At 68.9% G+C, this 25,506-nt stretch carries 15 protein-coding genes and 1 pseudogene; 5 read left to right on the forward strand and 11 right to left on the reverse strand.

Features of this window, described 5'->3' with window-relative positions:
- Window position 1 precedes the first annotated feature (1 nt).
- The 3 genes from KME78_RS01985 to KME78_RS01995 are packed head-to-tail and all read left to right on the forward strand — an operon-like array spanning window position 2 to window position 12,836.
- The gene (locus KME78_RS01985) at window positions 2-1,480 is read left to right on the forward strand and encodes a condensation domain-containing protein (protein WP_219526949.1); all 1,479 of its coding nucleotides are present in this window, start codon (window positions 2-4) and stop codon (window positions 1,478-1,480) included.
- On the forward strand, window positions 1,477-7,506 hold the full coding sequence (locus tag KME78_RS01990; protein ID WP_219526950.1) for a non-ribosomal peptide synthetase: 6,030 nt from the start codon (window positions 1,477-1,479) through the stop codon (window positions 7,504-7,506). Before KME78_RS01985 ends, KME78_RS01990 begins: the two co-directional genes overlap by 4 nt.
- Complete coding sequence (locus tag KME78_RS01995; RefSeq protein ID WP_219526951.1) at window positions 7,503-12,836, forward strand: non-ribosomal peptide synthetase/MFS transporter; 5,334 nt, start codon at window positions 7,503-7,505, stop codon at window positions 12,834-12,836. Before KME78_RS01990 ends, KME78_RS01995 begins: the two co-directional genes overlap by 4 nt.
- A gap of 10 nt (window positions 12,837-12,846) precedes the next feature.
- Here KME78_RS01995 and KME78_RS02000 read toward each other — a convergent pair whose 3' ends face one another.
- The 3 genes from KME78_RS02000 to KME78_RS02010 all read right to left on the reverse strand — a co-directional run bounded on the left by KME78_RS02000 (window position 12,847) and on the right by KME78_RS02010 (window position 14,092).
- Complete coding sequence (locus KME78_RS02000) at window positions 12,847-13,374, reverse strand: DUF6036 family nucleotidyltransferase (RefSeq protein WP_219526952.1); 528 nt, start codon at window positions 13,372-13,374, stop codon at window positions 12,847-12,849.
- The gene (locus tag KME78_RS02005) at window positions 13,371-13,751 is read right to left on the reverse strand and encodes a hypothetical protein (protein WP_219526953.1); all 381 of its coding nucleotides are present in this window, start codon (window positions 13,749-13,751) and stop codon (window positions 13,371-13,373) included. The genes KME78_RS02000 and KME78_RS02005 overlap by 4 nt, the downstream gene beginning before the upstream one ends.
- 80 nt (window positions 13,752-13,831) lie before the next feature.
- Window positions 13,832-14,092 (reverse strand): GntR family transcriptional regulator, encoded by a 261-nt coding sequence (locus tag KME78_RS02010; RefSeq protein WP_219526954.1) that lies wholly within the window; start codon window positions 14,090-14,092, stop codon window positions 13,832-13,834.
- Window positions 14,093-14,190: 98 nt separating this feature from the next.
- On the opposite strand from KME78_RS02010, the gene KME78_RS02015 reads away from it, so the two are divergent.
- Window positions 14,191-14,409 (forward strand): hypothetical protein, encoded by a 219-nt coding sequence (locus tag KME78_RS02015; protein ID WP_219526955.1) that lies wholly within the window; start codon window positions 14,191-14,193, stop codon window positions 14,407-14,409.
- 791 nt (window positions 14,410-15,200) lie between these two features.
- Here KME78_RS02015 and KME78_RS02020 read toward each other — a convergent pair.
- From KME78_RS02020 to KME78_RS02045, 6 genes and pseudogenes are all read right to left on the reverse strand, one after another.
- The gene (locus tag KME78_RS02020) at window positions 15,201-15,767 is read right to left on the reverse strand and encodes a Uma2 family endonuclease (protein ID WP_219526956.1); all 567 of its coding nucleotides are present in this window, start codon (window positions 15,765-15,767) and stop codon (window positions 15,201-15,203) included.
- Between the two features lie 97 nt (window positions 15,768-15,864).
- Window positions 15,865-16,682: pseudogene (locus KME78_RS67820) on the reverse strand (MFS transporter).
- A gap of 67 nt (window positions 16,683-16,749) precedes the next feature.
- Window positions 16,750-17,925: a 2-oxo acid dehydrogenase subunit E2 gene (locus tag KME78_RS02030; RefSeq protein WP_219526958.1), complete on the reverse strand. Its 1,176-nt coding sequence runs from the start codon at window positions 17,923-17,925 to the stop codon at window positions 16,750-16,752.
- Entirely contained in the window at window positions 17,918-18,904 is a 987-nt protein-coding gene (locus tag KME78_RS02035; RefSeq protein WP_308126774.1) for an alpha-ketoacid dehydrogenase subunit beta, read from the reverse strand. The genes KME78_RS02030 and KME78_RS02035 overlap by 8 nt, the downstream gene beginning before the upstream one ends.
- On the reverse strand, window positions 18,901-19,779 hold the full coding sequence (locus tag KME78_RS02040; protein ID WP_219526959.1) for a thiamine pyrophosphate-dependent dehydrogenase E1 component subunit alpha: 879 nt from the start codon (window positions 19,777-19,779) through the stop codon (window positions 18,901-18,903). Before KME78_RS02040 ends, KME78_RS02035 begins: the two co-directional genes overlap by 4 nt.
- Before the next feature lie 67 nt (window positions 19,780-19,846).
- Complete coding sequence (locus KME78_RS02045) at window positions 19,847-20,206, reverse strand: hypothetical protein (RefSeq protein WP_219526960.1); 360 nt, start codon at window positions 20,204-20,206, stop codon at window positions 19,847-19,849.
- Between the two features lie 530 nt (window positions 20,207-20,736).
- On the opposite strand from KME78_RS02045, the gene KME78_RS02050 reads away from it, so the two are divergent.
- Window positions 20,737-21,078 carry a hypothetical protein gene (locus tag KME78_RS02050; RefSeq protein ID WP_219526961.1) on the forward strand — a complete coding sequence of 114 codons (342 nt, stop codon included), beginning with the start codon at window positions 20,737-20,739 and terminating at the stop codon, window positions 21,076-21,078.
- Between the two features lie 147 nt (window positions 21,079-21,225).
- On the opposite strand, the gene KME78_RS02055 is transcribed toward KME78_RS02050, so the two are convergent.
- Both KME78_RS02055 and KME78_RS02060 read right to left on the reverse strand, forming a co-directional pair.
- On the reverse strand, window positions 21,226-22,644 hold the full coding sequence (locus KME78_RS02055; protein ID WP_219526962.1) for an IS4 family transposase: 1,419 nt from the start codon (window positions 22,642-22,644) through the stop codon (window positions 21,226-21,228).
- A 174-nt stretch (window positions 22,645-22,818) separates the two neighbouring features.
- On the reverse strand, window positions 22,819-24,969 hold the full coding sequence (locus KME78_RS02060) for an NACHT domain-containing protein (RefSeq protein ID WP_219526963.1): 2,151 nt from the start codon (window positions 24,967-24,969) through the stop codon (window positions 22,819-22,821).
- Window positions 24,970-25,506 lie beyond the last annotated feature (537 nt).

A 25,506-nucleotide genomic window follows, 5' to 3' on the forward strand; every position in this document is an offset into this window, starting at 1 on the left:
CATGGTCCTGGCATCGCAGGCACAGCACGGGATGTGGGTCACCGAGGTGATGCACGGCACCGGCACGGCCTACCACATGCCGTTCGCCATGTGGTTCGACGGGCCGCTGGACCGGGAGGCGATGCTGGCGGCGTGCCGGGCGGTGCTCGCGCGGCACCCGGTGCTGAGCCGCGCCTTCGAGGAGCGCGACGGCTCGCTGCACCTGGTGCCCGCCACGGTCGAGCCGCCGGTCGCGTTCGTCGTGGAGCCGGACGCGGAGGCGCTGGTCGAGCGGGAGATCGCGCGGCCCTTCTCGCTGTCCGCCGGGCCGCTGGCCCGGTTCACGCTGGTGGAGGTCTCGGCGTCGCGGCACCTGCTGCTGTTCGTGGCGCATCATCTCGTCTTCGACGGCATCTCGAAGGACCTGCTCGTACGGGATCTCGCCGCCGCCTACTCCGGGGCGCCCGCTCCGCCGCTGCCCATGCCGTACGGGGCGGAGGAGAAGCCGTCGCCGGAGGCGGAGGCGTACTGGCGGGCGCGCTGGCACGAGGTGCCGCAGGTGGTGATCAACGGGGTGGCCAGGACGCCACGGCTGGCCGAGCTTGGCGAGACCGTGCTGCTCGATCTGACGAACGACATGCCGGATTTATCCGGTGTGACGAGATTCGAGGTCTTCCTCGCCGCGGTGCACGCACTTCTTCACCGGTACGGCAACGCCGACCCGTCCGTGGCGGTGGCCATGTCGACCAGGACCGCCGAGACCCGGGACCACATCGGTCTGTTCGCCACCGAGCTGCCCGTGTTCTCGTCCATGTCCGGGGGCTCCTTCCGGGAGCTGGCTCTGGGTCTCAGGAGCGAGCTACGCGAGCTGAACGCCTTCCGCGAGGTGCCCGTCGCCAGGGCGGTGGGCGGCATCAAGCCCCGGGTGGCGCTGGCGCCGGTGTCCATCAGCTTCCGGCGACGCGCGGCCGAACAGGTCTTTCCCGGGCTGGAGCTGTCGGTCGAGTGGAAGATGTCCAACCACATGGTCAGGAACGTCCTCCACCTTCAGGCGGTGGACGGCGACGACGGGCTGCGGCTGACGCTGCACTACAGCCCGGAGGTCATCCCCCGGCAGGACGTCGAGCTGGCCGGGGAGCACCTCAGGAAGGTGCTGCGGGCGGTCGCCGCTGACCCGGACGTACGGGTCGCCGACCTGCCGCTCCCGGTCGCCGCCCAGGTCACCTCCGCCGCCCCGGTCGTGCCGGCTGCCGCGCCGGTGCCCGGCGAGGCCGAGGCGGAGCTGGTCGAGCAGGTGCGGCTGATCTGGATGGAGGTCCTGCGGATGGACCACATCGCGCCGGACGAGGACCTCTACGACCTCGGCGGGCATTCGCTGACCATCACGCAGATCAGTGCGCGGATCAGGAAACGGCTCGGGGTGGAGGTGCCGTTCGACGTGTTCCTCGACGATCCGACGATCACCGGTGTGGCCGCGGCCATCGGCGGGCTGCGGTCATGATCTCTCTGGGCCAGGAGCGGCTCTGGTTCCTGCAACGGCTCGATCCGCTGGACGCGGCCTATCGGGTGGCGGTGGTGCGGCGGTTGCGGGGGACGCTCGACGTCGAGGCGCTGACGGGGGCGTTCGGGGATGTGGTGGGGCGGCATGAGTCGTTGCGCACGAGGTTCCCCGACCAGGACGGACTGCCGGTCGCGGTGATCGACCCGCCGGGGGCGGTGCCGGTGGAGCTCGTGGCCTTCGATCGGCCGGGACCGGACGGGCCGGCCGGCCCTGTACTCGATGAGGTCATGCGGCTGCTCGAAGAGCGGGCCAACACGCCGTTCGACCTCGCCGCCGCCCCGCCCCTGCGGATCACGCTGGTCCGGCTGGCGGACGACGATCACGTGCTGTGCGTGGTGCTGCACCACATCATCGGCGACGGCTGGTCCCTGAACGTGCTGATGGACGACCTGGCCGCCTTCTACCTCGCGCGCACGCGGGGCGTACCGGTCTCGCTACCCGAATTGCCCGTCCGCTACGCCGACTACGCCGACGAGCAGCGGGGCTCCGACGCCGACGTCGAGTACTGGACGGGCAGGCTCACCGGGGCGCGCCCGCTGGAACTGCCCACGGACCGGCCCCGTCCTGCCCAGCGGAGCAGCGCGGGCGACGAAGTGGGGTTCGACCTGTCGCCCGAGATCGCCGGGGCGCTGTCCCGGCTGGCCAGGGCCGAGCGCTCGACGGTGTTCATGGTGCTGCTGGCCGCGTACCAGGTGCTGCTGGCCAGGCATGCCGGGCAGGACGACATCGTGGTCGGCTCCCCCACCGCCGGTCGCGACCGGCCGGAGCTGGAGCCGATGGTCGGGCTGTTCGCCTCCACGCTGGTGCTGCGGGGGGATCTGTCGGGGGATCCGCCGTTCGCCGAGCTGCTGCGCCGTACCCGCCGTACCGTGCTGGAGGCGATGGCGCATCGCGAGGTGCCGATCGAGCGGGTGCTGTCCGCGCTCGACATCGAGCGCGATCTGTCGCGGACGCCGCTGTTCCAGGCGATGCTGGCGCTGCACAACTCCGCGGTCGGGTACGCGGAGGCGGAGGCGTTCGCCGGGATGGAGAGCCTGCCGTTCGCCCATGGGGCGCCGCCGGCCATGGTGGACCTGCGGATGGACCTCTGGCCGTCCGGCGAGGGGTGGCACGGGGCGTTCTTCTACAGCACCGAGCTGTTCGACCGGGAGACGGTGACCCGGCTCGCGGCCCGCTTCCAGACGTTGCTCGCTTCCATCCTCGCCGCCCCCGAAGCTCGGCTGTCGGAGCTGGACCTGCTGCCCGCCGCCGAACGCGAGCTGCTCGACCGGACCTGGAACAGCACCACCCTTGACGTGCCGGCCGCGACCGTGGTGGATCTGGTCATGCGGCAGGCCGGGTTGCGGCCGGACGCGGTCGCCGTCTCGTGCGGCGAGAACCACCTCACGTACGCGGCCCTCGCCGCCCAGGCGGAGCGGGTCGCGGGTGAGCTGCGGGCGCGGGGGGCCGGGCCCGGAGCCGTGGTGGCCGTCCGCCGGCGGCGGTCGGTGGAGCTGCCCGGAACTCTGCTCGGAGTGATGCTGGCGGGCGCCGCCTATCTGCCGATCGACCCGGCGCTTCCGGCCGACCGGGTGGCGTACGTGCTGGCGGACTCGGGAGCCCGGTTCACCCTGGACGACGACTCCCTGCCCGCTGCTGACGGCCCCGGGCCCGACGTCGGATCGGCCGCCTATGTGCTCTACACCTCGGGCTCCACCGGTCGCCCGAAGGGGGTGGCCGTGCCGCACTCGGCGCTGGTCAACCTGCTGGCCGGGATGGAGCAGCTGCTCGGTGCCCGGCCGGCGGACGTCTGGCTGGGCAGTACCTCGCTCTCCTTCGACATCGCGGGGCTGGAGCTGTACCTGCCGCTGGTGACGGGTGGGCGGCTGGTGCTGGCCGATGACGAGACCGTGCGTGACGGTGCCGCGCTGGCCGGGCTGATCTCCACCGCGGGCGTCACGCACGTGCAGGCCACCCCGTCGGGCTGGAACATGCTGCTCTCCGCCGGACTCGACGCCTCCGGGCTGGTGGCGCTGGCGGGCGGCGAGGCGCTGCCGCTCACGCTGGCCAGGCGGCTGCGGCGGCGGGTGGCGCGGCTGTTCAACATGTACGGGCCGACGGAGACGACGATCTGGTCCACCGCCTGGGAGGTCCCCGCCGAACCCGGCCGGGTGAGCATCGGGCGGCCGATCGCCAACACCCACGTCCACGTGCTCGACGGCTTCGGCGCGCCGGTGCCGATCGGCGTGCCCGGTGAGCTGGCGATCGGCGGGGCCGGGCTCGCGCTCGGCTACCTGGGCAATCCGGAACTGACCGCCGAGCGCTTCGCGAACGGCCGCTACCGGACCGGCGACCGGGTCAGGTGGCTGCGCGACGGCACCCTGGAGTTCCTCGGCCGGGGCGACGGCCAGGTGAAGCTGCGCGGGCACCGGGTCGAGCTGGGCGAGATCGAGACCGTGCTGGAGTCGCATCCGGACGTACGGCAGGCGGCCGTCGTCGTCCGCGGCGACGAACTGGTCGCTTACGTGGTGACCGCGCCGCCGGATCTGCTCGAGCACGCGGCCAGGTGGTTGCCTGGCTACATGGTGCCCGGGGTCGTGGTGGCGCTGGACGCGTTGCCGATGACGGCCAACGGCAAAGTCGATCGGCTGGCGCTGCCCGAGCCGGAGGGACCCGTGGCGGGACGGGGTGGCAAGCCGCGTACCGCCAGGGAGCGGCAGGTGGCCAGGATCTTCGGCGACGTGCTCAGAATCGGCGACCTCGGCGCGGACGACGACTTCTTCGCCCTGGGCGGGCACTCGCTGCTGGCCACGCAGGTGATCGCCAGGCTGGAGGCGGCGGGGACGACGGTGCCGTTGCGGACGCTGTTCGGGCAGCCGACGGTGGCCGGGTTCGCGGCGACGCTGGAGGACCTGCCCGACGAACCGGGCCGCCCGCTCGCACCGCGCCCGCCCGGCACGCTGCCGCCGCTTTCGGCCGCCCAGGAGCGGCTGTGGTTCCTGCATCGGCTGGATCCCGACGACGCCTCGTACAACATGTACATCGTGCGCAGGCTCCGCGGCCCCCTCGACCCCGAGGCGCTGGGGCGGGCGCTGACCGCGCTGCTCGCCAGGCACGAGTCGCTGCGCACGCGCTTTCCCGAAGTGGACGGGCGGCCGGTCGCCGTCGTCGAGCGCGCCACGCCCGCGGCCGTCGAGCGGCTCGACGCGCGGGACGAGGCGGAGGCCCGCGCGCTGGTGGCCGCCCGCACCAATGCCCCACCTGATCTCGGTACGGCGCCGCCGCTGCGGATCACGCTGATCCGGCTGGGCGAGGACGACCATGTGCTGTGTGTGGTGCTGCACCACATCATCGCCGACGGATGGTCGATCACCGTCCTGCTGAACGACCTCGCCGCGCTGTACGCCGAGTCGGAGGGCTTGGCGCCGCTGGCCGTACAGCATGGGGATGTCGCGCGCTGGCAGCGGGAGCAGGACGGGAGCGCGGCGCTGGAGTACTGGCGGGAGCGGCTGGCCGACCCGCCCACGCTCGCGCTGCGCACCGACCGGCCGCACACGCCGGGACCCACGCGGGGTGACTTCCATCTGCTGGACATCCCCGACGATCTGGCCAGGGCGCTGGACGCGACGGCGCGGAGGCAGCGCAGCACGTTGTTCATGGTGCTGCTGGCGGCGTATCAGGTGCTGCTGACTCGGCACACCGGGCAGACAGACATCCTGGTCGGCTCGCCCACCGCCGGGCGGGGCCGGGTGGAGCTGGAGCCGATCGTCGGGTATCTCAGCACCACGCTGGTGCTGCGCGGCGACCTGTCCGGGGATCCGACGCTGGACGAGCTGCTGGCCAGGACGCGGCGGACGGTGCTGGACGCGATGGCGTATCAGGACGTGCCGTTCGAGCGGCTGCTGGCGGATCTGGATGTCGAGCGGGACATCAGTAGGAAGCCGATGTTCCAGACGATGTTCACATTGAACAGCCAGACGGCCGACGGGGAGCAGGATCGGCTCGCCGACGATCTGGAGATGTCGTACTTCGATGATGGGTATCGGCAGGCCAAGTTCGACCTGGTGGTGGAGGCTTGGCGGGCGCCGGGGCGGTTGCGGATGGCGTTCGGGTATGACGCGGGGCTGTTCGACGCGGAGACGGTGGCGGGGCTGGCGGAACGGTTCGCGGTGCTGTTACGCGGGATCGCCGACCCGGACAACCGGCACGCCCGCCTGTCCGCCCTGCCGATGCTCACCACCGCCGACACCGCGCTGATCACCTCGGCGAGTGGCGACGGAAGCACCGAGTCGGCCATCGGCGTGCCGGAGATGATCGCGGAGGCCGTCGCCGCCCATCCCGGTGCGACGGCCGTGATCTGCGGGTCCGAGAGCGTGACCTACGGCGAGCTGGCCGAGCGGGTGTCCCGGCTGGCCGCCGAGCTGGACGGGCGCGGCGCGGGCCCCGGCGACATAGTCGGCCTCCACCTCGGCCGGTCGATCGACGCGGTGGTGGCGATGCTGGCGATCTGGCGCACCGGAGCCGCGTACCTGCCGCTCGACCCCGCCTACCCCGCCGCCCGCCGGCAGCACATGATCACCGCGAGCGGCGCCCGCCTGATCGTCTCCGACAGCCTGACCACCGCGGACAGCCCGCGCACCGGGGACCCCGGCCTCGCCTATGTCATCTACACCTCCGGCTCCACCGGCATCCCCAAGGGGGTGGCGGTCGAGCACGCCGGCCTGGCCGCCCGGGTCAGGTGGATGCGCCACGAGTACGGCCTGCGGCCCGGCGACCGGGTCGTCCAGCTCGCCTCCCTCAGCTTCGACACCCACGCCGAGGAGCTCTACCCCGCCCTGACCACCGGCGCCACGGTCGTGCTGGTGCCCGACGGCGGCGCCACCCTGCCCGACCTGCTCGCCGAACGTCCCGACATCACCGTGCTCGACCTCCCGACGGCGTACTTCCACCACCTCGTGGACCTGATCGACGAGATCGCCTGGCCGCCGGCCCTCCGCCTGGTCGTCATCGGCGGCGAACAGGTCCACGCCGCCTCCCTGACCCGCTGGCGGCGACGGTTCGGGGATCGGGTACGCCTGGTCAACACGTACGGCCCCACCGAGACCACGATCGTCGCCACCGCCGCCGACCTGACAGGCGACCCGGACCCGCACCCGCCCATCGGCCGCCCCATCCACGCCACCACGGTCCGCGTGCTCGACCCCTACGGCGCGCCCACGCCGCCCGGCGCCCCCGGCGAGCTGTACATCGGCGGCCCCGGCGTCGCCCGCGGCTACCTCGGCCAGCAGGAGCTGACGGCGCGGCGCTTCGTCCGGCTGCCCGACGGCGGCCGGTACTTCCGTACCGGCGACCGGGTGCGGCTGCGTCCCGACGGGCTGCTGGAGTTCCTCGGGCGCCTCGACGAGCAGGTCAAGGTGCGGGGCTTCCGCATCGAGCCGGGCGAGGTCGAGCACTGCCTGCTCACGCATCCGGATGTGCGGCAGGCCGCGGTGGTCGCCAGGGACGGCGAGCTGGTCGCCTATGTCGTGGGCGAGGCGGCCGAGCTGGCCGAACACGTGGCCGGGCGGCTCCCGCCGTATCTGGTGCCCACTCATTGGGTGGTGCTCGACGCGCTGCCGCTGACCGCGAACGGCAAGCTCGACCGCAGCGCGCTGCCGGAGCCTGGCCGCGCGGCGGGGACGGACGCCACGCCGCCGCGTTCGGACGCGGAGGAGTTGGTCGCCGACGTCTGGGCCGAGGTGCTCGGCGCGGACAAGGTCGGCGCGTTCGACGACTTCTTCGCGCTCGGCGGGCACTCGCTGCTGGCCATCAGGGTGGCGGCCCGGCTGCGGGCGATCGCGGGGGTGGATCTGCCGATCCGTACGCTGTTCGCCCGCCGTACCGTCGCCGAGCTGGCGCGCGCCGTCGAGGAGGCGCTGGTGGCGGAGGTGGCCGGGCTGTCCGACGAACAGGTGTTGAGCATGCTGGACCCGGAGGGCACGTCGTGACCGAGCTGACCGAGGCCCAGCGGGCGCTGCTGACCCAGCGGTTGCGGCGGCGCAAGAGCGTGCCGACGATTCCGGCACTGCCGGACGGTCAGGCGCCGCCGCTGTCCTATGCGCAGGAGCGGCTGTGGTTCATGGAGCAGTACGCCCCGGGGAACCCCGCGCACACCATCCCGTTCGTCCTGCGGCTGCGCGGCCCGCTCTCCGCTTCCCTGCTGGGCGACGTGCTGGACCAGGTGGCCGCACGGCACCAGCCGTTACGGACCCGGTTCCCGGTCGGCGACGACGGGCAGCCCACGGTGACGGTCTCGGCCGACGTCACGGTCCCGCTCAGTTTGTTCTCCGCCGGCACCGACGCCGAGGCGCGGGCCCTGGTCGACGGCTTCCTCGCCAAGCCGTTCGACCTGGTGGCCGGGCTGGTGATCAGAGCCCTGCTGGTACGGCTGGCGGCCGACGACCACGTGCTGGCCATCGCCGTGCACCACATAGCGGCCGACGGCTGGTCCGCGAACGTCCTGCTCCGCGAGATCCTGACCTGCTACGACCGCGATCCCCTGCCCGACCTTCCCGTCACCTACGGCGACTTCGCCGCCTGGCAGCGGGAGCGGCCCGGCGGCGCTGACGACGTGGCCTACTGGCGGGAGCGGCTGGCCGGGCTGCCGCCGCTGGAGCTGCCCACGGATTTCCCCCGGCCGCCTGAGCTGACCTACCGCGGCGCCGCCCACCATTTCGCCATCGACGCCGAACTGGTGGCGCGGCTGGAGCGGCTCGGGCGGGAGCATGGCGCCACGCCGTACATGGTGCTGCTGGCGGCGTTCGCGGCGCTGCTCGGCCGGTACGCCGGGCAGGAGGACGTGGCGGTCGGCTCGCCGGTGGCCGGGCGGTCGCTGCCGGAGCTGGACGGGCTGGTCGGGTGCTTCATCAACATGCTCACCATGCGGGCGGATCTGTCGGGCGATCCGTCGTTCCTGGGGTTGCTGCACCGGGTGCGGGACCTGACCATGGACGCGTACGCGCACCAGGAGCTGCCGTTCGAGCGGCTGGTGTCGGAGCTGAACGTGCCGCGGGAGGTGTCGCGGTCGCCGCTGTTCCAGGTCCTGTTCGCGATGCAGAACTACGGCGGCGAACCGCCCTCCGGTGGGCTGACCGTGGAGGGGTTCTCGCCGGGGGTGTGGGCCGCCCGGTTCGATCTGGAGTTGTACACCGGTGGCGATGGTTCATTCCTGTTTGTCTACAACGTCGCGTTGTTCGCCCCTGAGCGGATCACCCGTATGGCCGGGCATCTCACCGCCCTGCTTGAGGGGATCGCGGCTGATCCATCCGCCCCCTTGTCCACGATCGAGCTGCTCACCGCTCCCGAACGGGCGGAGCGAGAGCGGTGGAACGACACCGGGCTCGATCTCGGCGAACCCGGCCTGTTGCACCGCCCGTTCGAGGAGCGGGTGCCGTACTCACCCGAGGCCGTCGCGGTCGCCCACCCCGGCGGCGCGATCACGTACGCGGAGCTGGAGCGGCGGGCCGCGCTGCTGGCCGCCGAGCTGACGTCGGCGGGCGTGAGGCGCGGAGAGCTGGTCGCGGTCGTGATGGAGCGGGGGTGGGAGCAGGTCGTCGCGGTGCTGGCCATCAACAAGGCCGGAGCGGCCTACCTGCCGATCGACGCGGACCTGCCGGAGCAGCGGCGCTTCGAGCTGATCGCCCGCGGTGAGTGCCGGGTCGCGGTGACCCAGCCGTGGCTGGACCTGACCTGGCCCGCCGACCTGACCCGCCTTTCGGTGACTCCCTCTGCCAGCTCTCTGACGCCCCCTGACTGCCCGGCCGCGCCGGACGACCTCGCGTACGTGATCTTCACTTCGGGCTCGACGGGCGCCCCGAAGGGCGTGATGATCGAGCACCAGGCCGCCCTGAACACCGTCCGCGACCTCAACCACCGCTTCCACGTCGGCCCGCACGACCGGATCCTCGCCCTGTCGGCCCTCAGCTTCGACCTCTCCGTGTACGACGTCTACGGCGCCCTGGCCACCGGCGCCACCCTCGTCATGGGCGAACCGTCGGCCGACAAGGACCCCGCCGCCTGGGCCCGCCTGGTCACCGAGCACCGCGTCACCATCTGGAACTCCGTCCCCGCCCTCATGGAGCTCCTGGTCGACCACGCCGAACACGAAGGCACCGACCTGAGCTCGCTGCGCCTGGTGCTGATGTCCGGCGACTGGATCCCGCTGACCCTCCCCGACCGGATCCGCGCCCTGGCCCCCGAGGCCGAGATCTTCAGCCTGGGCGGCGCCACCGAAGGCTCCATCTGGTCCATCTTCCACCCGATCGGCGAGGTGGAGCCGGGCTGGTCGTCGATCCCGTACGGCCGTCCGCTGGCCAACCAGTCCTTCCACATCCTGGACCGCGGCCTGTGCGACGTGCCCATCGGCGTGCCCGGCGACCTGTACATCGGCGGCGTGGGCGTGGCCACCGGCTACTGGCGCGACCCGGACCGGACCGCCGCCGCCTTCATCGTCCACCCCCGCTCCGGCGAACGCCTCTACCGGACGGGGGATCTGGGCCGCTACGCCCCGGACGGCACGATCGAGTTCCTCGGCCGCGCCGACGCGCAGGTGAAGATCCGCGGCTACCGCATCGAACTGGGCGAGATCGAAACCCACCTCTCCCGCCACCCGGACGTGACCGAGTGCGTGGTCACCACCCATGGCTCGGGCACCCAGGCCCAGCTGGTGGCGTACGTGGTAGGCCAGGTGGATCCGGTACACCTGCGCGGCCATCTCGCCGAGACCCTGCCGGCGTACATGATCCCCACCCGCTTCGTCCCGCTCCCCCACCTGCCCCTGACCGCCAACGGCAAGGTGGACCGGCGCCGCCTCCCCGCCCCGACATCACCTGCGGAGGGTTCCGTTGACCGCATCCCGCCGACCACGGAGGCGGAGCGCCTGGTCGCCGCGGTCTGGGCCGAGGTGCTCTCCGGGGCGGCCTTCGGGGTTGACGATGATTTCTTCGACGTCGGCGGGCACTCCCTACTGGGCATCAAGGTGGTGGCCAGGCTGCGCCGGGTGCTGCCGCCCGGTGCGGCGCCCATCGCCGTGGTGGACCTGTTCAAGCACCCGACCATCCGCGAGCTGGCCGCGCTCGTCGACGGCACCACGACCGCGTCGCGCGGTCTGCTGCACGAGCTGACACCGCGACGTACCTCTCCCCCTGAGCTCACGTACGTCTGCGTCCCGTACGGCGGCGGTGCGGCGGTGGTGTATCAGCCGCTCGCCGACGCCCTGCCCGGCACGTACGCCCTGTGGTCGGTGGCCATCCCCGGGCATGACGTCGGGCTGGACGAGGAGCGGCTGCCGCTGGACGAGGTGGCCGCCCGGTGCGTGAGCGAGATCCAGGAGAAGGTACGCGGGCCCGTGGCGCTGTATGGGCACTGCGGCGTGGGGTCGGCCTTGATCGTCGAGATCGCGCGACGGCTGGAGGCGGCGGGCCGCGAGCTCGAAGCGGTGTACATCGGGGCGATCTTCCCCTTCGCCCGCCCGGGGAAGGGGCCCATGGCGCTGCTGTCCAAGCTGGCCCGGCGCGAGTTCCTCCGCAGTGACCGGAGCTACGCCAACTGGCTGACGTCCATGGGGCTCGACATGGGCGACCTGGAGCCGGGGCAGGCTCGGCACATCATCAGGAACATGCGGCGCGACAGCGAGGCCGCGGAGGAGTACTTCACCGGGCTGTTCGCGAGCTCGGTGGAGCGGCTGCGGGCGCCGGTCGTCAGCGTGGCGGGAGAGCACGATCCGGCGACCGAGTACTTCGAGGAGCGGTATCGCGAGTGGCACTTCCTCGCGCCCACGGCCGCCGTGGTGGAGCTGGACGAGGCCGGACACTTTTTCCTGAAATATCGGGCGAACGAGCTCGCCGAGATCGTCACCCGCACCCACGTCGCCCTTGAGGACCCCAGCCCGCCAGCCGGGGTCAGCTGGCGGGTGCGGGAGGTGTCGCGGGACCGGGAACGAGCTGTCGCGACCGGCCCGCAGCCCAGCATGAAACGGTTCACGGCCGTCGCCAGCGGTCAGCTGGTGTCCCTTCTGGGGTCGGCGCTGACCGGTTTCGCCATCCCCATCTGGATCTATCTGACCACGGGCTCGCTGGCGCAGTTCGCCTTGCTGTCCGTGGTCGGCCTGGTCCCGGGGATGGTGGTGGCGCCGCTGGCGGGCGCGATCGTCGACCGGGGAAACCGGCGGGCCGTCATGCTCGGCGGTGACGCCGCCGCCGTCGGCACCCAACTCGTCTTCGGGACGCTGCTCTGGACCGGGAACCTGCAGACCTGGCAGATCTACCCCCTCCTCGCGCTGCTGTCGGTGGCGCTCACGTTCCAGCGGCTGGCCTACACCTCGGCCGTTCCGCAGCTCGTCCCCAAGCGGTACCTCGGGCACGCCAACGGCATCGTGCAGATGGCCGGTGGCATGACGCAGTTGCTCGTCCCGCTCGCGGCCGTCGGGCTGATGGCGGTGATCGGGCTGGAGGGGATACTGGCGCTCGACGTGGCCAGCTACGTGTTCGCGATCGTGGTGACGTCGCTCGTGCGCTTCCCCGCCGCGATGGCCTGGCGCCGGAAGGAGCCGGTCCTGGCGGAGATGGCGGCCGGCTTCCGCTACTCCTGGGGGAACCTGGGGTTCCGGCAGATGCTCCTCTACTTCGCGGTGCTGAACGTCTTCCTGTCGCCCCTGTTCCTGCTGATCTCGCCGCTGGTGCTCTCCTTCGCCACGCTGGACGACGTGGGCCGGATCTCGTTCGTGTCCGGGCTTGGGGTCTTCCTCGGCGGTCTGGCCATGACGGCCTGGGGCGGGCCTGGCCGGGGGCGGATGCGGGCGGTGCTGTGGTGCACGCTGGCGCTGGCGGGGTTCTGCCTGGTGACGGGATTGCGGGCGGATCTGGTGACGATCGGGATCGGGGCGTTCGGGATGTCGCTCTGGGTGACGCTGCTGAATGGCATCTACGCCACGATCGTGCAGGTCAAGGTGCCACAGCGGTTCCACGGGCGGGTGTTCGCGCTGAACACGCTGATCGCCTGGTCAACGCTGCCGCTCGGCTTCGGCCTCGTGGCCCCGTACGGCGCGGCGCTGTTCGACCCCCTGCTCGCCCCCGACGGCCCGCTCGCTCCGACCGTCGGGGCGCTCATCGGGACTGGCGCCGGGCGTGGGGTGGGGCTGATGTACGTGCTGTTCGCCGTGGCGATGGCAGTGCTCGCCGCGGTGGCACTGCGGTCGCAGCTACCGGGGCTGCTCGACCAGAGCGCCGACGCGACCCCGGACGACCTGGTCGGGCTCCAGGCTCTCGGACGCGGTCTCTAGGGTCAGGGGCTCAACCGAACAGATCCACCAGCACCGCTCGTGCTCTTGGGGAAAGCTCCTCGCCAGGGAAAAACCGTTCACACAGAGTGAGCGCGTCATCCGCAGAGGTGACGTCAGCGAGCTCTGCGAGGCGTCGGAGATCGTCTACGTCGCGGGTCCGTGCCGCCATCGCTTTCATGGCGAAGATGTGCTCCGGGGAAGCCGCCATCACACGGAGACCTGGATGGTCGAAGACTCTCCGCTTCCCAGGATCGTCCTTTCCCGAGATATAGACGCTGGCCTGCTCATTCAACCACCAGGGCGGCAGACCGAGGTCCTCCGCAACCCGGCGTGCCTCTTCCAAAACCACTCCGTGCGGCACGAAGAGCGCGTCGACGTCACGGGTCACGCGGACGGCGTCATAAGCGAGCGCCATCGCTGCTCCACCCACAACGAAGAGATCCGCGACGACGCCCCGACGCGTCAGTCGCTCCCCCAGCGCCGTGAAAGCTCGTTCGAGCTCCACCCGGCCGAGCAGTCCATCGTCTGCCTCGCTCACGCCGCCTCAAGGTCCTTACTCGAAAGGTAGACACCGTGCTTGCGGAACGCTGCCGGGGCCCATACGAGCGCATCCGCACGCTGACTGGCCAGCTCTGCCGGGAACCAGGGACGTCGCAACACCCGGAGCGCCGTCCACGGAGGCGGAGCAAGGTCATGCTTGGCGGCAAGATGCTCGGCCAGCGCGGCGAGCAACGCGTCCCACCGTTCGTCACCCACGGATTCAGGCTCGGACTGGAGCAATGAGGGCTGCCGGCCGGATGCCTCCCAGCGGTACTCCTCCAGAAACTCCCACACAAGCTTCCAACGAATCTTGTCGTCGGTGTTCGCCACCAAGCGCGCGGCGAGGTCGACGAGTGTCATCGGGTGATAGACCATGCCACCCCTCCCGTTCGCCCAGGCTGTTTCGATGCTACCGCCACGTACCCGCCCGTTCAGGCTTGATGGGCAGGCGAGGTTTACTGCGAACCGCTCGGGTTCGCCGCCCGCTCCTCTGCGGTGGTCGGGAACGATCCGACGCCCTGAGAGGTCACGACCCACCCCTGGTCGCGGAGCACCTTCATGGCCTTGCGGACGGTCGGCCTGGAGACCTGGAACTCCTCCTCCATCGCCACCTCGGAGAGCAGGGTCTCAGCGTCGTACTCGCCCTTGTCGATCCGTCTACGGATCTCCTCGACGATCTGCGACCACTTGGGCTTGCGCGGGTCGTACCTGAACATGATCCCAAGGCTAGATATGCCTTAACTTGCAAGGATAGAAGCAGACGTTAACTGACGTCTCTTTACAGGTGTTTACATGTTCTCCTATGATGACGGGGGTGGTCACCTGGAGCATCCCCGCGTTCGACGTCACCCGGCGCCCTGACGCTGCATGGGATCCCCAACTCACCGAAACGCCAGCCGAGGAACCCGCGCACACGATCGCAGGTACCCTCAAATCCCTGGAACTGATCCGCCGCGCCAAGCGCATCGTCCGATTCCTCCGCCAGACCCGTGACCGTGACTTCTCACCGGGAACTCACCATGACCAGGGCTGAGCCGTGCCTGAGCCCATACGTGGGGATGGCGCAACGCGACCATGTGCGGTTGGAGTGGCGGAAGCCGTACCGGACGCCCGACCGAGTGCGGCCGATGGCATGGACCTGCGCGTGCAGGGCGACGTTCTACGAACTGTGCGCCGGCGGCGGGCAAGCCTTCATCCGCCGGACTGTCCAGTTCGACGGCAACGTCACGGTGCACGAGTCCCCGCGATGGCCGGTCAATGAAGCTCGGACCGTCTGGATGGCCCTGCTGTCCGGAGGTGTCCGGTAAACGGGCGTGGCGGCGTGGGATCTGGAGGGACGGCGCCGCCACGCCTCTCGAGGTACCAGAGGTCAACCGAGCGACTCCTGGCCAGCTCTCTCTCGAGTCTCCTCCCCCGCCCCCGATAGCTGCCGACCTAGTGTCCCGGCAAATGCGTCAACTCCGTCTTCACATATCCGCTCACCCTCGACACGCGCAGTAGGTTGATCGTCCGCTCTGCCGGCGGACCAATCACCCTGCTCAGGAATCGGGTGCCGCGTTCAAGGGCACGGCGTCGATCGCCCCAGCGCCAACAGCGGCTACCGAAGTCAGCGAGCGTCGCGGCCTCGCCGTGGAGCTCGACAAAGACACCCACATTAGGAGTGCGGTCGAGTCCTTGCCGGGGAGTGCCCGGCGCTGCCGCGCGGCGCTGTTTCCCCTGGTCGGAACCGCACGGCGAGCCACTTGATCCGGCTCATGCCGCCCTGTATCGGGCTGTCCGCTCACGCATCGCTCACGCGCTGTCGGCTGCTGAGCAGCGCGTGGGTCAGATCTGACCGAGGTCGATCTCCACCGGGAAGGGCGCCGCCGCCTTGAGGACGCCGGTGAACACGTCTCCGTCCCGGTAGGTCATCGTCGCGGGGTCGAGAATGTAGGTGTACACGAGGGGAACGCCTGTTGCGGCCTGCTCGATCCGCCAGTAGAAGCCGATGCCTGCCTTGGCGTACTGGTCGACCTTCACGATCCGGTCGGTGGTCTCCGAGCCTGGTGACACCACCTCCGCGACCAGTAGCACATGCTCAGGGCGGGTGGGGGTGATGTCGATCGTGTCTGCGCGGTAGACGACGACGTCCGGGCGGCGATTAGTGAGAGGGACGTCCTGAAGCCGGACGTCGAAGTCCGTGTCGGCGTTCCACTCCGGGCCCGAGACGGCATCCAGGGCGTTCGCCAGAATCCGGGCCAGCCGGTTGTGCCGCTTGGACGCACTCGGACTCACGACGACCATCCCGTCCACGATCTCGATACCGGCGCACTGCTCCTCGGACCAGGACTCGTACTCCTCCGCCGTGATCTGCTCATGCATCCACGCCGGGGCCATCATCTCGGCCGTCATGAAGCACCTCCCGGACACTGTGCTGCGGGCCCGATCCCGCTGGATTCAGCGTACTGTCTGCCGTCAGTCCGGCACGCTGATCTCGCTCACGCCCCTCTCAGGCGGCCAGCATCCGACAGTAGCTCTCGGCGAGTGAGGAACCAGTGTCGGCCTGCGTAACGTCCCGGCCGGCAGCCGCGCTGGCGTCGAGGGACCGTACGGGGCGTTCACCTCGCCGGGCCGGACCCGGCCCGGCACCCAGCTGATCGCCGGGAGTGTGGGGATCACGTCCGTGCGGGCGAGCCATGCAGGAGGAAAAGTCGCCGTCCTCGGTCTGGCCCAGGCCGCGGTCCATGACCCAGATATGCGCCATGCGAGGTCTTCGTTCGGAGGGGGCAGGGGGGCTGCCATTGCAACGGCCGCCCGCTGCCCCTGCTACGGCCAAGCACTGCGGGACCATGAAACGGGCGTAGATCACGCCGACCAGGGAGGGGCCAGCAGAGTGAGTCCGACGGCGTCCAGCGCGCTTTTGCGCGGAAGGCCGCTTCGGCGGCAGCGCCAGCCGGGCGAGGATCAGCCCCGCGGCGCAGAATGGGAGGTTCACCAGGAACAGCCAGCGCCAGCTCGCGTTCTGCAGCAGCACACCGCCGGCGACCGGACCGAGGACGGACCGATCTGGACCAGCAGCGAAAAGCTGCCCCTGGCGGTCATCAGCCGCTGCTGTCCCGCCGCCTGGGTGAGCAGGGTCATCAGCGCCGGGATGATCAGCCCCGCGCCCAGCCCCTGGAACACTCGGAAGCCGATCAGTGACGGCAAGTCCCAGGCGAGCCCGCACAGGACGGAGCCGCCGAGGCACACCGCGAGTGCGCACATCCAGGTGGCGCGGCCACCGAGGCGGTCCAGCAGCCAGCCCGACAGGGGCGTGATCGCGGTCATCGTCAGGTCGCGGCTGCCGGGGCTGCTCGACAGCAGCGCCGACGCCACTCCAGACGACCTGATCGGGCTACAGGCTCTCGGGCGAACTCTCTAAGATCTCCTTCAGCGCCTGGAGGAACAGGACTACGTCCCTGCCGTTGATCAGCCGGTGGTCGTAGGCCAGGCCGATCGCCGCCACCGTGCGCTCGCGGTCCGGCTGCGGTGAGGTGAGGGCGATGGCGCAGGCGTGGCCGGGGAAGACGATCGGGATGGCCATGATGATGTCGGCGTCATGGTGAAGGGTGACGACGATGTTCCCGCCGGTGAGGTGGGCCTCGGTGAAACCGCCGTGCTGGGCGAGCCCGCGGAATTCGGCCAGGCGCTCGGCGATGTCCGGCACGGCCAGGCGGTCGCGGATCACCGGCACGTAGAGGCCGGCGCCCATGTCGATCGTCACGCCTACGCGTGGTTGGTCGGGGATGCGGGCGGTCCTGTCATCGATGAGTTCGGCGAAGAACATCGGGAAGTCGGCATGCAGCCGGGCGACGGCGGCGATGAGCAGGTCGGGGAGGCCGACCAGCTTGCGGAGGCGTCTGGTCAGGGCTCGGGCGGTCGTCAGCGCGGGGGTTACGTCGACTTTTATCGCGGTGTAGCCGGCGGGGATGGACTGGTGCGACAGCGTCACGGTCCTGCCGACCGCGCGCTGGTGGTTGGACAGCGGGCGGGTCTGTCCGGCGTCGTGATGTGCGCCGCTCTTCTCGGGGGGTGTGGCGCTCTCGGCGTTTTCGGGGGCCTCGCTGGCGCCGGTGGCCGCCGCGAGTCGTTCCACGTCGGTCCGGCGTACCACCTTGACGTCGAGCCTGGCCACCAGCGCGGGGTCGAGGCCGAGTTGGTCCAGCAGCGCGCGGGCCGGCGCCGTGATGATCGGCCCGCCATCGGCGGCCGGGACCGACTCCGGAAGGGCGACCGACTCCCTCGGCCCACCGTCGGCGGCGGGGATCGGCGCCTGGAACGGCTCCGGGAGGGCGGCCGGTGGCGGGCCGATTCGGGCGATCAGCTGGCCAGGGGTGCACGACGCGCCCGCGCGTACCAGGTGGGTGAGCACTCCGTCCTGCTCGCTGACCAGTTCCTCCACCGCTTTGGACGTCTCCACCGTCACGAGCGGATCATCTCGCCGCACCCGCGCGCCGTCCGCCGCCAGCCACTCCAGCAGCGTGTACTCCGAGTCGTTGTTGTTCAGTTTCGGGACCCGGATCTCAACCATCGAGCGCCTCCAGTACGGCGCTGCTGATCGTGCTGTCCTGCAGCACCACGGCACGCTCCAGGTGCGAGGCCGTGGGGATCACGCTGTCGGCCGAGCTGACCAGGCGGATCGGCCGCCGGAGCAAGCCCCACAGCCGCTGATGCAGGTCGGCGGCGAGGTGGCTGCCCCAGGTGCCGCCCGCGCTGCCGTCCTCCGCCACGCAGACGACCCCCACCTGACCGAGCAGCGGCAGCAGCGCGGCCGGGTCGAACGGGTACAGGCGCGACGGGACGAGCACGGCGCCGGCGAGGTCGTGGGAGAGCAGCAGCGTGCGCATAGCGGCGATGGCCCGGTGCGCCACGCCGCCGGGGGCGATCACCACGTAGTCGAGGTCGCCGTCGAACCGCACCACGGCCACGTCCTCGACCAGGTCCCAGGTGAACAGCTCGTCCACGTCGTACATCCGGCGGGTGTAGAGGACCTTGTCCTCGAAGAGCAGGCACGGCTCTGCCAGCGCGAGCATGCGGTCGAGGACGGCGCGGTTGTCGTGGAACGGCGACATCTCGAACAGCGAGAGGCCGGGCACGCCGATGAAGTGCTTCTGGAGGTTCTGGCTGTGGGTGGGGCCGTAGCCGCGGTTGCCGCCCGAGGGGCAGCGGATGATCAGCGGCATCGGGACGCGCCGGCCGTACATGGAGACGGATTTGCTGGCGAAGTTCACGAGCTGGTCGAAGGCGAGGGCGGCGAAGTCGCCGAACATGATCTCGACGATGGCCTTCTCCCCCGCCAGCGCGAGGCCGGAGGCGGCGCCGACGATCGCGCCCTCGCTGAGCGGGGTCGTCAGGACGCGGTCGGGGAAGCGGGTGGACAGGCCGCGGGTGATCTTGAAGGCACCGCCGTAGGGGTCGAGGAGGTCCTCGCCGAGCACGTACACGCTGGGGTCGTCGCCGAGCAGGCCGTGCAGGGCCTGGTTGAGGTTCTCGCCGACCCTTGCCGTCACGCGGTCGTCCAGGTGGCCAGGGGCCGGGCGGCCACCTCTGCGGCGATCTCGTCCATGCGGGAGCTTGCCGCGGCTTCCAGGCGGGCCGACTGGTCGGGGTGTTCGGCCTGGTAGGAGGCGTACCAGTCGGTGCGTAAGTCGTCCGGCGGGCGGGTGTCGTCGCCCTTGCTGTGCGGGCCGAGGCGGTGCGTGGCGAACTCGACGACTAATGGCGATCCGCCTCTCACGATCTCCACCAAAGGCGCGATTTGTCGTCTTATTTCGGAAATATCCAAGCTCGTCACCCGCGTGTGCCCGATCCCGAAGGCGGCCGCCCGTCCCGCGATGGTGCCCGCCATCTGCAGCTCCGTCGGCGTGGACTGGGCGATGCCGTTGTGCTCGACCACGACGAGCAGCGGCAGGCGCCAGAGCTGGGCCAGGTTCAACGCCTCGTACACCGCCCCCTCGCCCCACGTCCCGTCACCGATGTACACGCAGGCGAGCCCGCCGGGCTCGCGCCGCTTCAGGTGCAGGGCGACCCCGGTGGCCACCGGCAGGCTCTGCCCCTGCACCCCGGTCGACAGGTAACGGTCGCGGCGCAGGTGCTGGCTGCCCCCCACGCCGTCGCACACGGCGCCCTTCCGGCCCATGATCTCGGCGAGCAGCCCTTCGGGGTCCTCGAACCTGGCCAGGTAGTGACCGTGACCACGATGGTTGCTGAACACCCAGTCACCGTCCCGCAGCAGCGGCCGCAGGGACACGGGGACGTACTCCTGCCCGAGACAGGTGTGAGTGGTGCCGTTGAGCTCGCCCCGCTCGAAGAGCGCGAGCAGCTTCCGTTCGAAGGACCGGATCAGCAGCAGCAGCGCCAAGTCCTCGTCAGCCAGCCTGTTCATGGGCCCCTTGAGTCCCGGGAGAACCTCCAGAAAGGCTATACAACACCGACATACCACGTCTACGTCTTCACTGGGAGACCAACCAACGCCAGCGCGGCAGCTCCAGCACCACCGTGACCACGGCCAGCACGGACACCAGCACGGCGATGCTCACATGCCAGGCAACCCACGCCGCTGCCACGGCGGCCACGACCTGCAGGAGCACCAGCGCGATCGTCACCCACCCCGGCACCGCGACGATCACATTCCGCTTGTCACCCGGGGTCGAGAACAGCGTCGGCAACCCGATCAGCACCACCACCGATAGGACGGCCAGCAGTACGGAATGGGCGGCCAGAGCCCACGGAGTCGCGACCCAGGCGACCAGCTCAGTGGCGAACCGAAAGGCGGACGAGACGCGGTCGTCCGGGCGGGGGGTGGAAGACATGGGCGTAACGTACCGTTCCCGCCCACGCACCCTACGAGGGAGGGGCTCTTCGCTCGTACGGGGAGTCAGGGGTTGTGGAAGGCGACCGAACCGCGACAATGACATTCCGCTTGGCCTGGACGATGTGGCGGATCTTCTTGACACGACGTTCTACCCCGCCGGCGCCAATCCATATACCAGGGGTTTCTTACGCCGTCAGGTGAATACCAGGCTCGCGATCATACTGTGATCAATAATCCGCCATCAGGGATGAAAAAGCCTCACTCAGCCTTTCATCTTCACCCACCTGGCAGCCCGGAAGCGCCGACGTGGAACTACTCGGGTCGGGCGGTGGCATACCACGCTGGTTTGCGGCCACACACGCAAGGCCATTACGATCATCGGCAGGCTCTTTTCGCCCGGCAAAGCTTCAGCACGACCGTTCCCGCACCCAATGAGCGTTCGAGGGTCGGTCGAGAATTGCGATACGCTCGGCGCGCCGGGCACTTAAAGCGCTCAATCGATTCCCCCATTCAATTCGAAGGATCCTCATGAACATTTCGAGTATCGCCCGTTCCGCCGTGCTGACCCTGACGACCATTGTCTTAGTCTCGACGGCCTCTGCCTGCGGAGGCAGCGCCGACACCGCAGGTAAGACTGATGCCGGGACCATCGACAAGGCAACTCTGATTGACGCCATGAAGAAGAAGACGCCGGATCTCAAGGAACTCCCGGCATCGACCTTCGACTGCATGGTCGGCGTGATGATTAAGTATGGCGACCAGCCCACACTGCAGGGCATCGTCGACGGCAAGCTGGACGTCAGCAACGACTTCAAGGCCTTCGGCGCAAAAGAGAAGCAGATCCAAAGAGAAGTCAGCGATTGCAAATAGCGCCTTCCCCCACCGAAAGTCCTGAAGACCCCGCCGCCCCGATGGTCGACCGACCTTTAGTTCAGATCATGCAAGAACTCTTCAGCATCCATAAATGGCGAGGTAATGGTCTGATCATTCCGTCGGCCTCGCCCGCACCAATGCTGTTTAGTTAGCGATCATGTTCTGGTTCGAGGTTGCCGGGGCAGGAGTGCGACGGTGGGCGGTCCTGCGTGCCGGATGCCCTTGTCGGAGGGGCGGCGTTCTCTGTAGCTGCTTCGTCGGGTGCGTTTGACGGCTCGGGGGTAGCTGCGGTGCCGGCGGGAGAGGTTGCGGTTGCGAGGTCGGCCGACCTGGTGGACGGTGCGCGTCCAGAGGATGTCGTGGGGTGCAGGGGGAAAGGCCGCCCGGTCGGTGACCGAGCGGCGCACGATGCGCAGGGGTGGCCAGGAACTTGATCCGGTCGGGGTCGACCCCCTCGGTGGTGGCTGCGACGCAGATCAGGGTGGCCAGGGCCCAGTGGGTGAGGAGGTAGGCCCAGATCTCCTGGCGCGCCAGGTCGGGAGTGCGGGACCGTAGAATCCGGCCCGGCCCGCGCAGATGGGTTTTCAGCTGGTCGAACCCGGTTTCGGCTTCCCATCGCTGGTGGTAGCAGGAAGCCAGCTGCTCGGCGGTGGCCTCGGCCGGGCCGAGAATGCTGGTGATCAGCCGGATGTGGTCGCCTTTGCGATCGGGCACGCTGTAGTCGACCACGCGCACGACCACCGCCCGGTCGGGGTCGAGGGGCCGGCCCTGGCGAGCGTCTTCACGCAACCGGTCCTTCTGCGACCGGTGCAGGCCGACCACGGGATTGGTGATGACCGCGAGCCAGGATCCGTCGTCCAGGTCCCGCAGCCAGTACGGACGCAGCCCGGCCTGCACCCGCCACAGCAACTGGGCGCCGCTACGGCGAGCCTGACCCCAGGCGTAGAAGCTGTAGAAGCCGCGATCGGCGAGCAGCAGCATGTCCTGCTCCAGCCGCTCGTACAGGGAGTAGGCCAGGGTCTGTTCACCGTCCCAGCAGCCCGACACATCCGCCGCGACGATCGCGTGACTGCCGCACTCACTGATGCTCACGACCCGGGCCTGCGCAAATGCGGTCTCATACCCGCCCGCGCAGTCCTTGGGGAACTCTTCGAGGTTCGCCGCGGACACCGCGGTGTCGGGCAGGTTGAGCACGAATCCGTCGATCGCCATCAGCCGCCAGCAGTCGAGCCAGGCACCCGTCGTCGTCGGGGAAGCGGCTGGGCGGGCCACACGCTCGAACACCTCCTTGACCGGCTCGGCGCCCAACCGCTGCCGGGCCTGGGTCACCGCACCTCGCGTCGGCGGCTCCCACCGCGAGCCCGGCACAAATGCGAGCATCCCGGTCAGCTTCTCGACGACTTCCTCGTAGTCATCGTCAGGAAACAGACACAGCGCGATCAGGAGATAGACGACCACGTGCGCGGGCAGCTTACGAACCCGCCGCTCCCGGCATTCGTGTGCGGCGATGGCCGCGTCCAGGACCTGGCGAGGGATCAGTGCTGTCAACGCGCCGACCGCCACCAGATCCGTCAGCCGATCCAGACCGCCTAACCCACCCTTCAAGATCACCGAGCGACGCTACCAGCAAGATCGCTAACTAAACGGCATTGGCCCCCGGGTGCCCTCAGCCACCCGGCCTAATCGAGCCTGCGTGGGCCCCACCAGCAGAGAACGCTCCGGCCCTGACTCGACGACTTAGTTCCGCCGTGTTGAGCCGATGTCTGTGGGGTGGGCCGCGAAATGGTCGTGCAAGAAAGCGTGCCGGAACTGGTAGATCGGTCCCACGGTTCGCAGTAGTCCAAGTCGATGGGCGTCTTCAAGGAAGTCCATGATCCGTGCGGGCAGTTGTTTCGCGATAGCTAACGGGAGGATAGCAGCGGCGCAGGCCAACCAGGCGTGATGCCTTCCGAGTGCGGTTCCACCCATGAAGCCAAACGCGAACCCGAATCCAACCCCAACTGTGAATGTGGCCATGGGCCCTCCGTCGGAGACAGTCGAATTCCCGAGTATCTCCAGTATCCCGAGCATTCCCAATGCAGGTCCGCACAAGAGTCCTGTTGCGAGTGACCTCAGCAGCGTGAGAGTCCTATCGGATCGCCACGTAGACCGAGGTGTGCTGATCGATGTCAGTATGGGTTGCTCTGCCCACTCAACTAGAGCATGCGGGACAACGCCCATGAGCCATCCCGATATTCCGGCCAAGAGACCAACTTTAAGGCTGTGTGCAGCCATTCCGCCTGCAGCTCCCATGGCAACTGGTGCCATAAACTCGTGTCGCCACGAGAAAATGGATCTCACGAGCTTGAGCGTTCGTCCGCGCATGCGAAGGCTAGCTTGGCCGGGAGAGTCATCGAACCAGGTGATAGCACCTAGCACGCCTACTGCGCCAAAGAGTAGTCCGAGAGCGAACCCGAAGCCACGCGGGATTTCCACATCCGCCCCTGCGAATATGTAGATGAAGACGCCACCGGATGCGAGCATCCACACTAGTCCGTCCGTGAATTGGATGAAAAGCCTGAGCCCACGGGAACCGGTTTTTGCAATTCGCCACCAAGCGATGTCGCGCGTGGTAGAGAACTGGCGAGCCAGGTAAGCTAATTGGCGCCGGGTAGCCGTGGGGTCAAGCTCGCGACGCGGGCGAAAATGATCCGCCGGATCACCGCTGGGCGGGCGGCTAGCAATAAGAGCGGGAATGATCCGGTCTAGGAGATGAACGCGTAGGGCGGTTGCATCGCTGCCTAAATGCTCGATCAAAGGGCTTGGATCAGCATTGGGGGCGAGATAGACACTGCGGATTAGCCATAAACCGAGTGGAGTGGCGGCGAGTTCAGTCAAACCGGGGGCGGTGCCGTTTTCTAAAGCAGCTAGAACCTTTCGCCAGGCGTCGGGCGGCGAGGCGGGCAGACAGGCGCTTAGATAGTCGACAGATGCCTGTAGAGTGAGGCGCTTAGGAACGATATGGGCGGCAGCGTTGAGGGGTTGAACCGCCTTCTTGACGGCCTTGGAAAATTCCCGCTTAAGGGAAGTTATAATCAGCTGGTCATGGGCTGAAAGTGAGATATTGAGTGCGTCGATGACACGAGAGCGGCCTGCCTCCGATACTTCGTCCAGACCATCCAAAATCGGCAGAACGTATCCGCCCTTGGCTAGCCTGGCGGCTGCATCGGTACCGTGCTTGGTTGCGGCTAGCGCTGGGTAGTTCCGTGCAAGTTGAACTCCGAGCCAGTCTTGCAGGAGAGGGTATTTGTCGATATCCCATCCGCTGATCGGCAATAGCACTGGCACCGGCACGATCTCATTGCCAGTAGCGGCAGCCATTTCTGCTTTGCGGGTGGCCAGTAACTCTAGTAGCAGTTGGATCGCCAGCGTGGTCTTGCCCATACCTGACCCTCCTGTGATCACTAACCGTCGACGCTTTAGTGCGCGGAATTGCTTGACCAAGCCGGGTATGTCATTGCTGTTGCCAGTAAAGACGAGATTGTCTTTAGCGATCAGATGAGGCTGGCTCATCGATGCTCTGTCAACGCTGAGTTGCCATCGAACCGGGATCGGGTGAGGGTTATCTAGCAAAAGCAGCCGTGCTTCATCGCGCCATTGCTGCTCCACCTGCTCGGCAAGAACCTGTTCCGCAGCAGGAAGCTCCGGCAACGCTGGCCTGCTCTGACGCCAGGCGAAGACCAACCCCATCCATCCAAACACAACTGCGATCGCTCCAAAAATCACGGCAGCGAGGTCAGCAAGATGGTTCTGTTCGGCCAGGTTTGTCCTCCAAGCGACGGCGACGACTAGTGCGACCAGAGCGCACCCTGCAACAAGTAATAGCCAGCGTGTGCCACGTGAATCCATTGGCATATCGTGGCCTGTGAAGCAGACGCCCCGCTTGACGAGTGCGAAGACGATCTATATCGGATTGATTGCGGCGCTTGCCCTGCACACTCAGCAGGAGCACGCGCGGCAGATCGCCGCCACAGGCGGCCACTACCTGCTGATTGTCAAGGGCAACCAACCCTGCACCGCCGGCTCAAGGCCCTACCCTGGCGCGAGGCCATCCTCAACGACCGTAAAAACGAAATTGGGCACAGCCGCCGCGAGATCCGCCGCATGAAGATCTGCACCGTCCGCCCCGACCTGCCCTTCCCGCACGCCGCCCAGGCGATCCAGGTCAAACGCCGCCGCACCGACCACAAGACCGGCAAACCACCATCGTCACCGCCTACGCCGTCACCAGCCTGTCACCCGGACGGATCACCCACTCCCAGCTCGCCGCACTGTTCCGCGGACACTGGAGCGTCGAGGTACTGCATCACATCCGCGACGTCACCTACCGCGAAGACGCCTCCCGTGTCCGCACCGGCACCGCACCCCGGATCATGGCCGGCCTCC

It is taken from the genome of Nonomuraea guangzhouensis, assembly GCF_019396345.1.
Lineage (GTDB): Bacteria > Actinomycetota > Actinomycetes > Streptosporangiales > Streptosporangiaceae > Nonomuraea > Nonomuraea guangzhouensis.

Bases quoted from the DNA above. Each gene is read 5' to 3' on its own strand.
- KME78_RS01985 (WP_219526949.1), top strand. From the start codon at position 2: ATGGTCCTGGCATCGCAGGCACAGCACGGGATGTGGGTCACCGAGGTG.
- KME78_RS01990 (WP_219526950.1), top strand. From the start codon at position 1,477: ATGATCTCTCTGGGCCAGGAGCGGCTCTGGTTCCTGCAACGGCTCGAT.
- KME78_RS02005 (WP_219526953.1), bottom strand. From the start codon at position 13,751: ATGGTCTATCACCCGATGACACTCGTCGACCTCGCCGCGCGCTTGGTG.
- KME78_RS02010 (WP_219526954.1), bottom strand. From the start codon at position 14,092: ATGTTCAGGTACGACCCGCGCAAGCCCAAGTGGTCGCAGATCGTCGAG.
- KME78_RS02020 (WP_219526956.1), bottom strand. From the start codon at position 15,767: ATGACGGCCGAGATGATGGCCCCGGCGTGGATGCATGAGCAGATCACG.
- KME78_RS02030 (WP_219526958.1), bottom strand. From the start codon at position 17,925: ATGGTTGAGATCCGGGTCCCGAAACTGAACAACAACGACTCGGAGTAC.
- KME78_RS02040 (WP_219526959.1), bottom strand. From the start codon at position 19,779: ATGAACAGGCTGGCTGACGAGGACTTGGCGCTGCTGCTGCTGATCCGG.
- KME78_RS02045 (WP_219526960.1), bottom strand. From the start codon at position 20,206: ATGTCTTCCACCCCCCGCCCGGACGACCGCGTCTCGTCCGCCTTTCGG.
- KME78_RS02050 (WP_219526961.1), top strand. From the start codon at position 20,737: ATGAACATTTCGAGTATCGCCCGTTCCGCCGTGCTGACCCTGACGACC.
- KME78_RS02060 (WP_219526963.1), bottom strand. From the start codon at position 24,969: ATGGATTCACGTGGCACACGCTGGCTATTACTTGTTGCAGGGTGCGCT.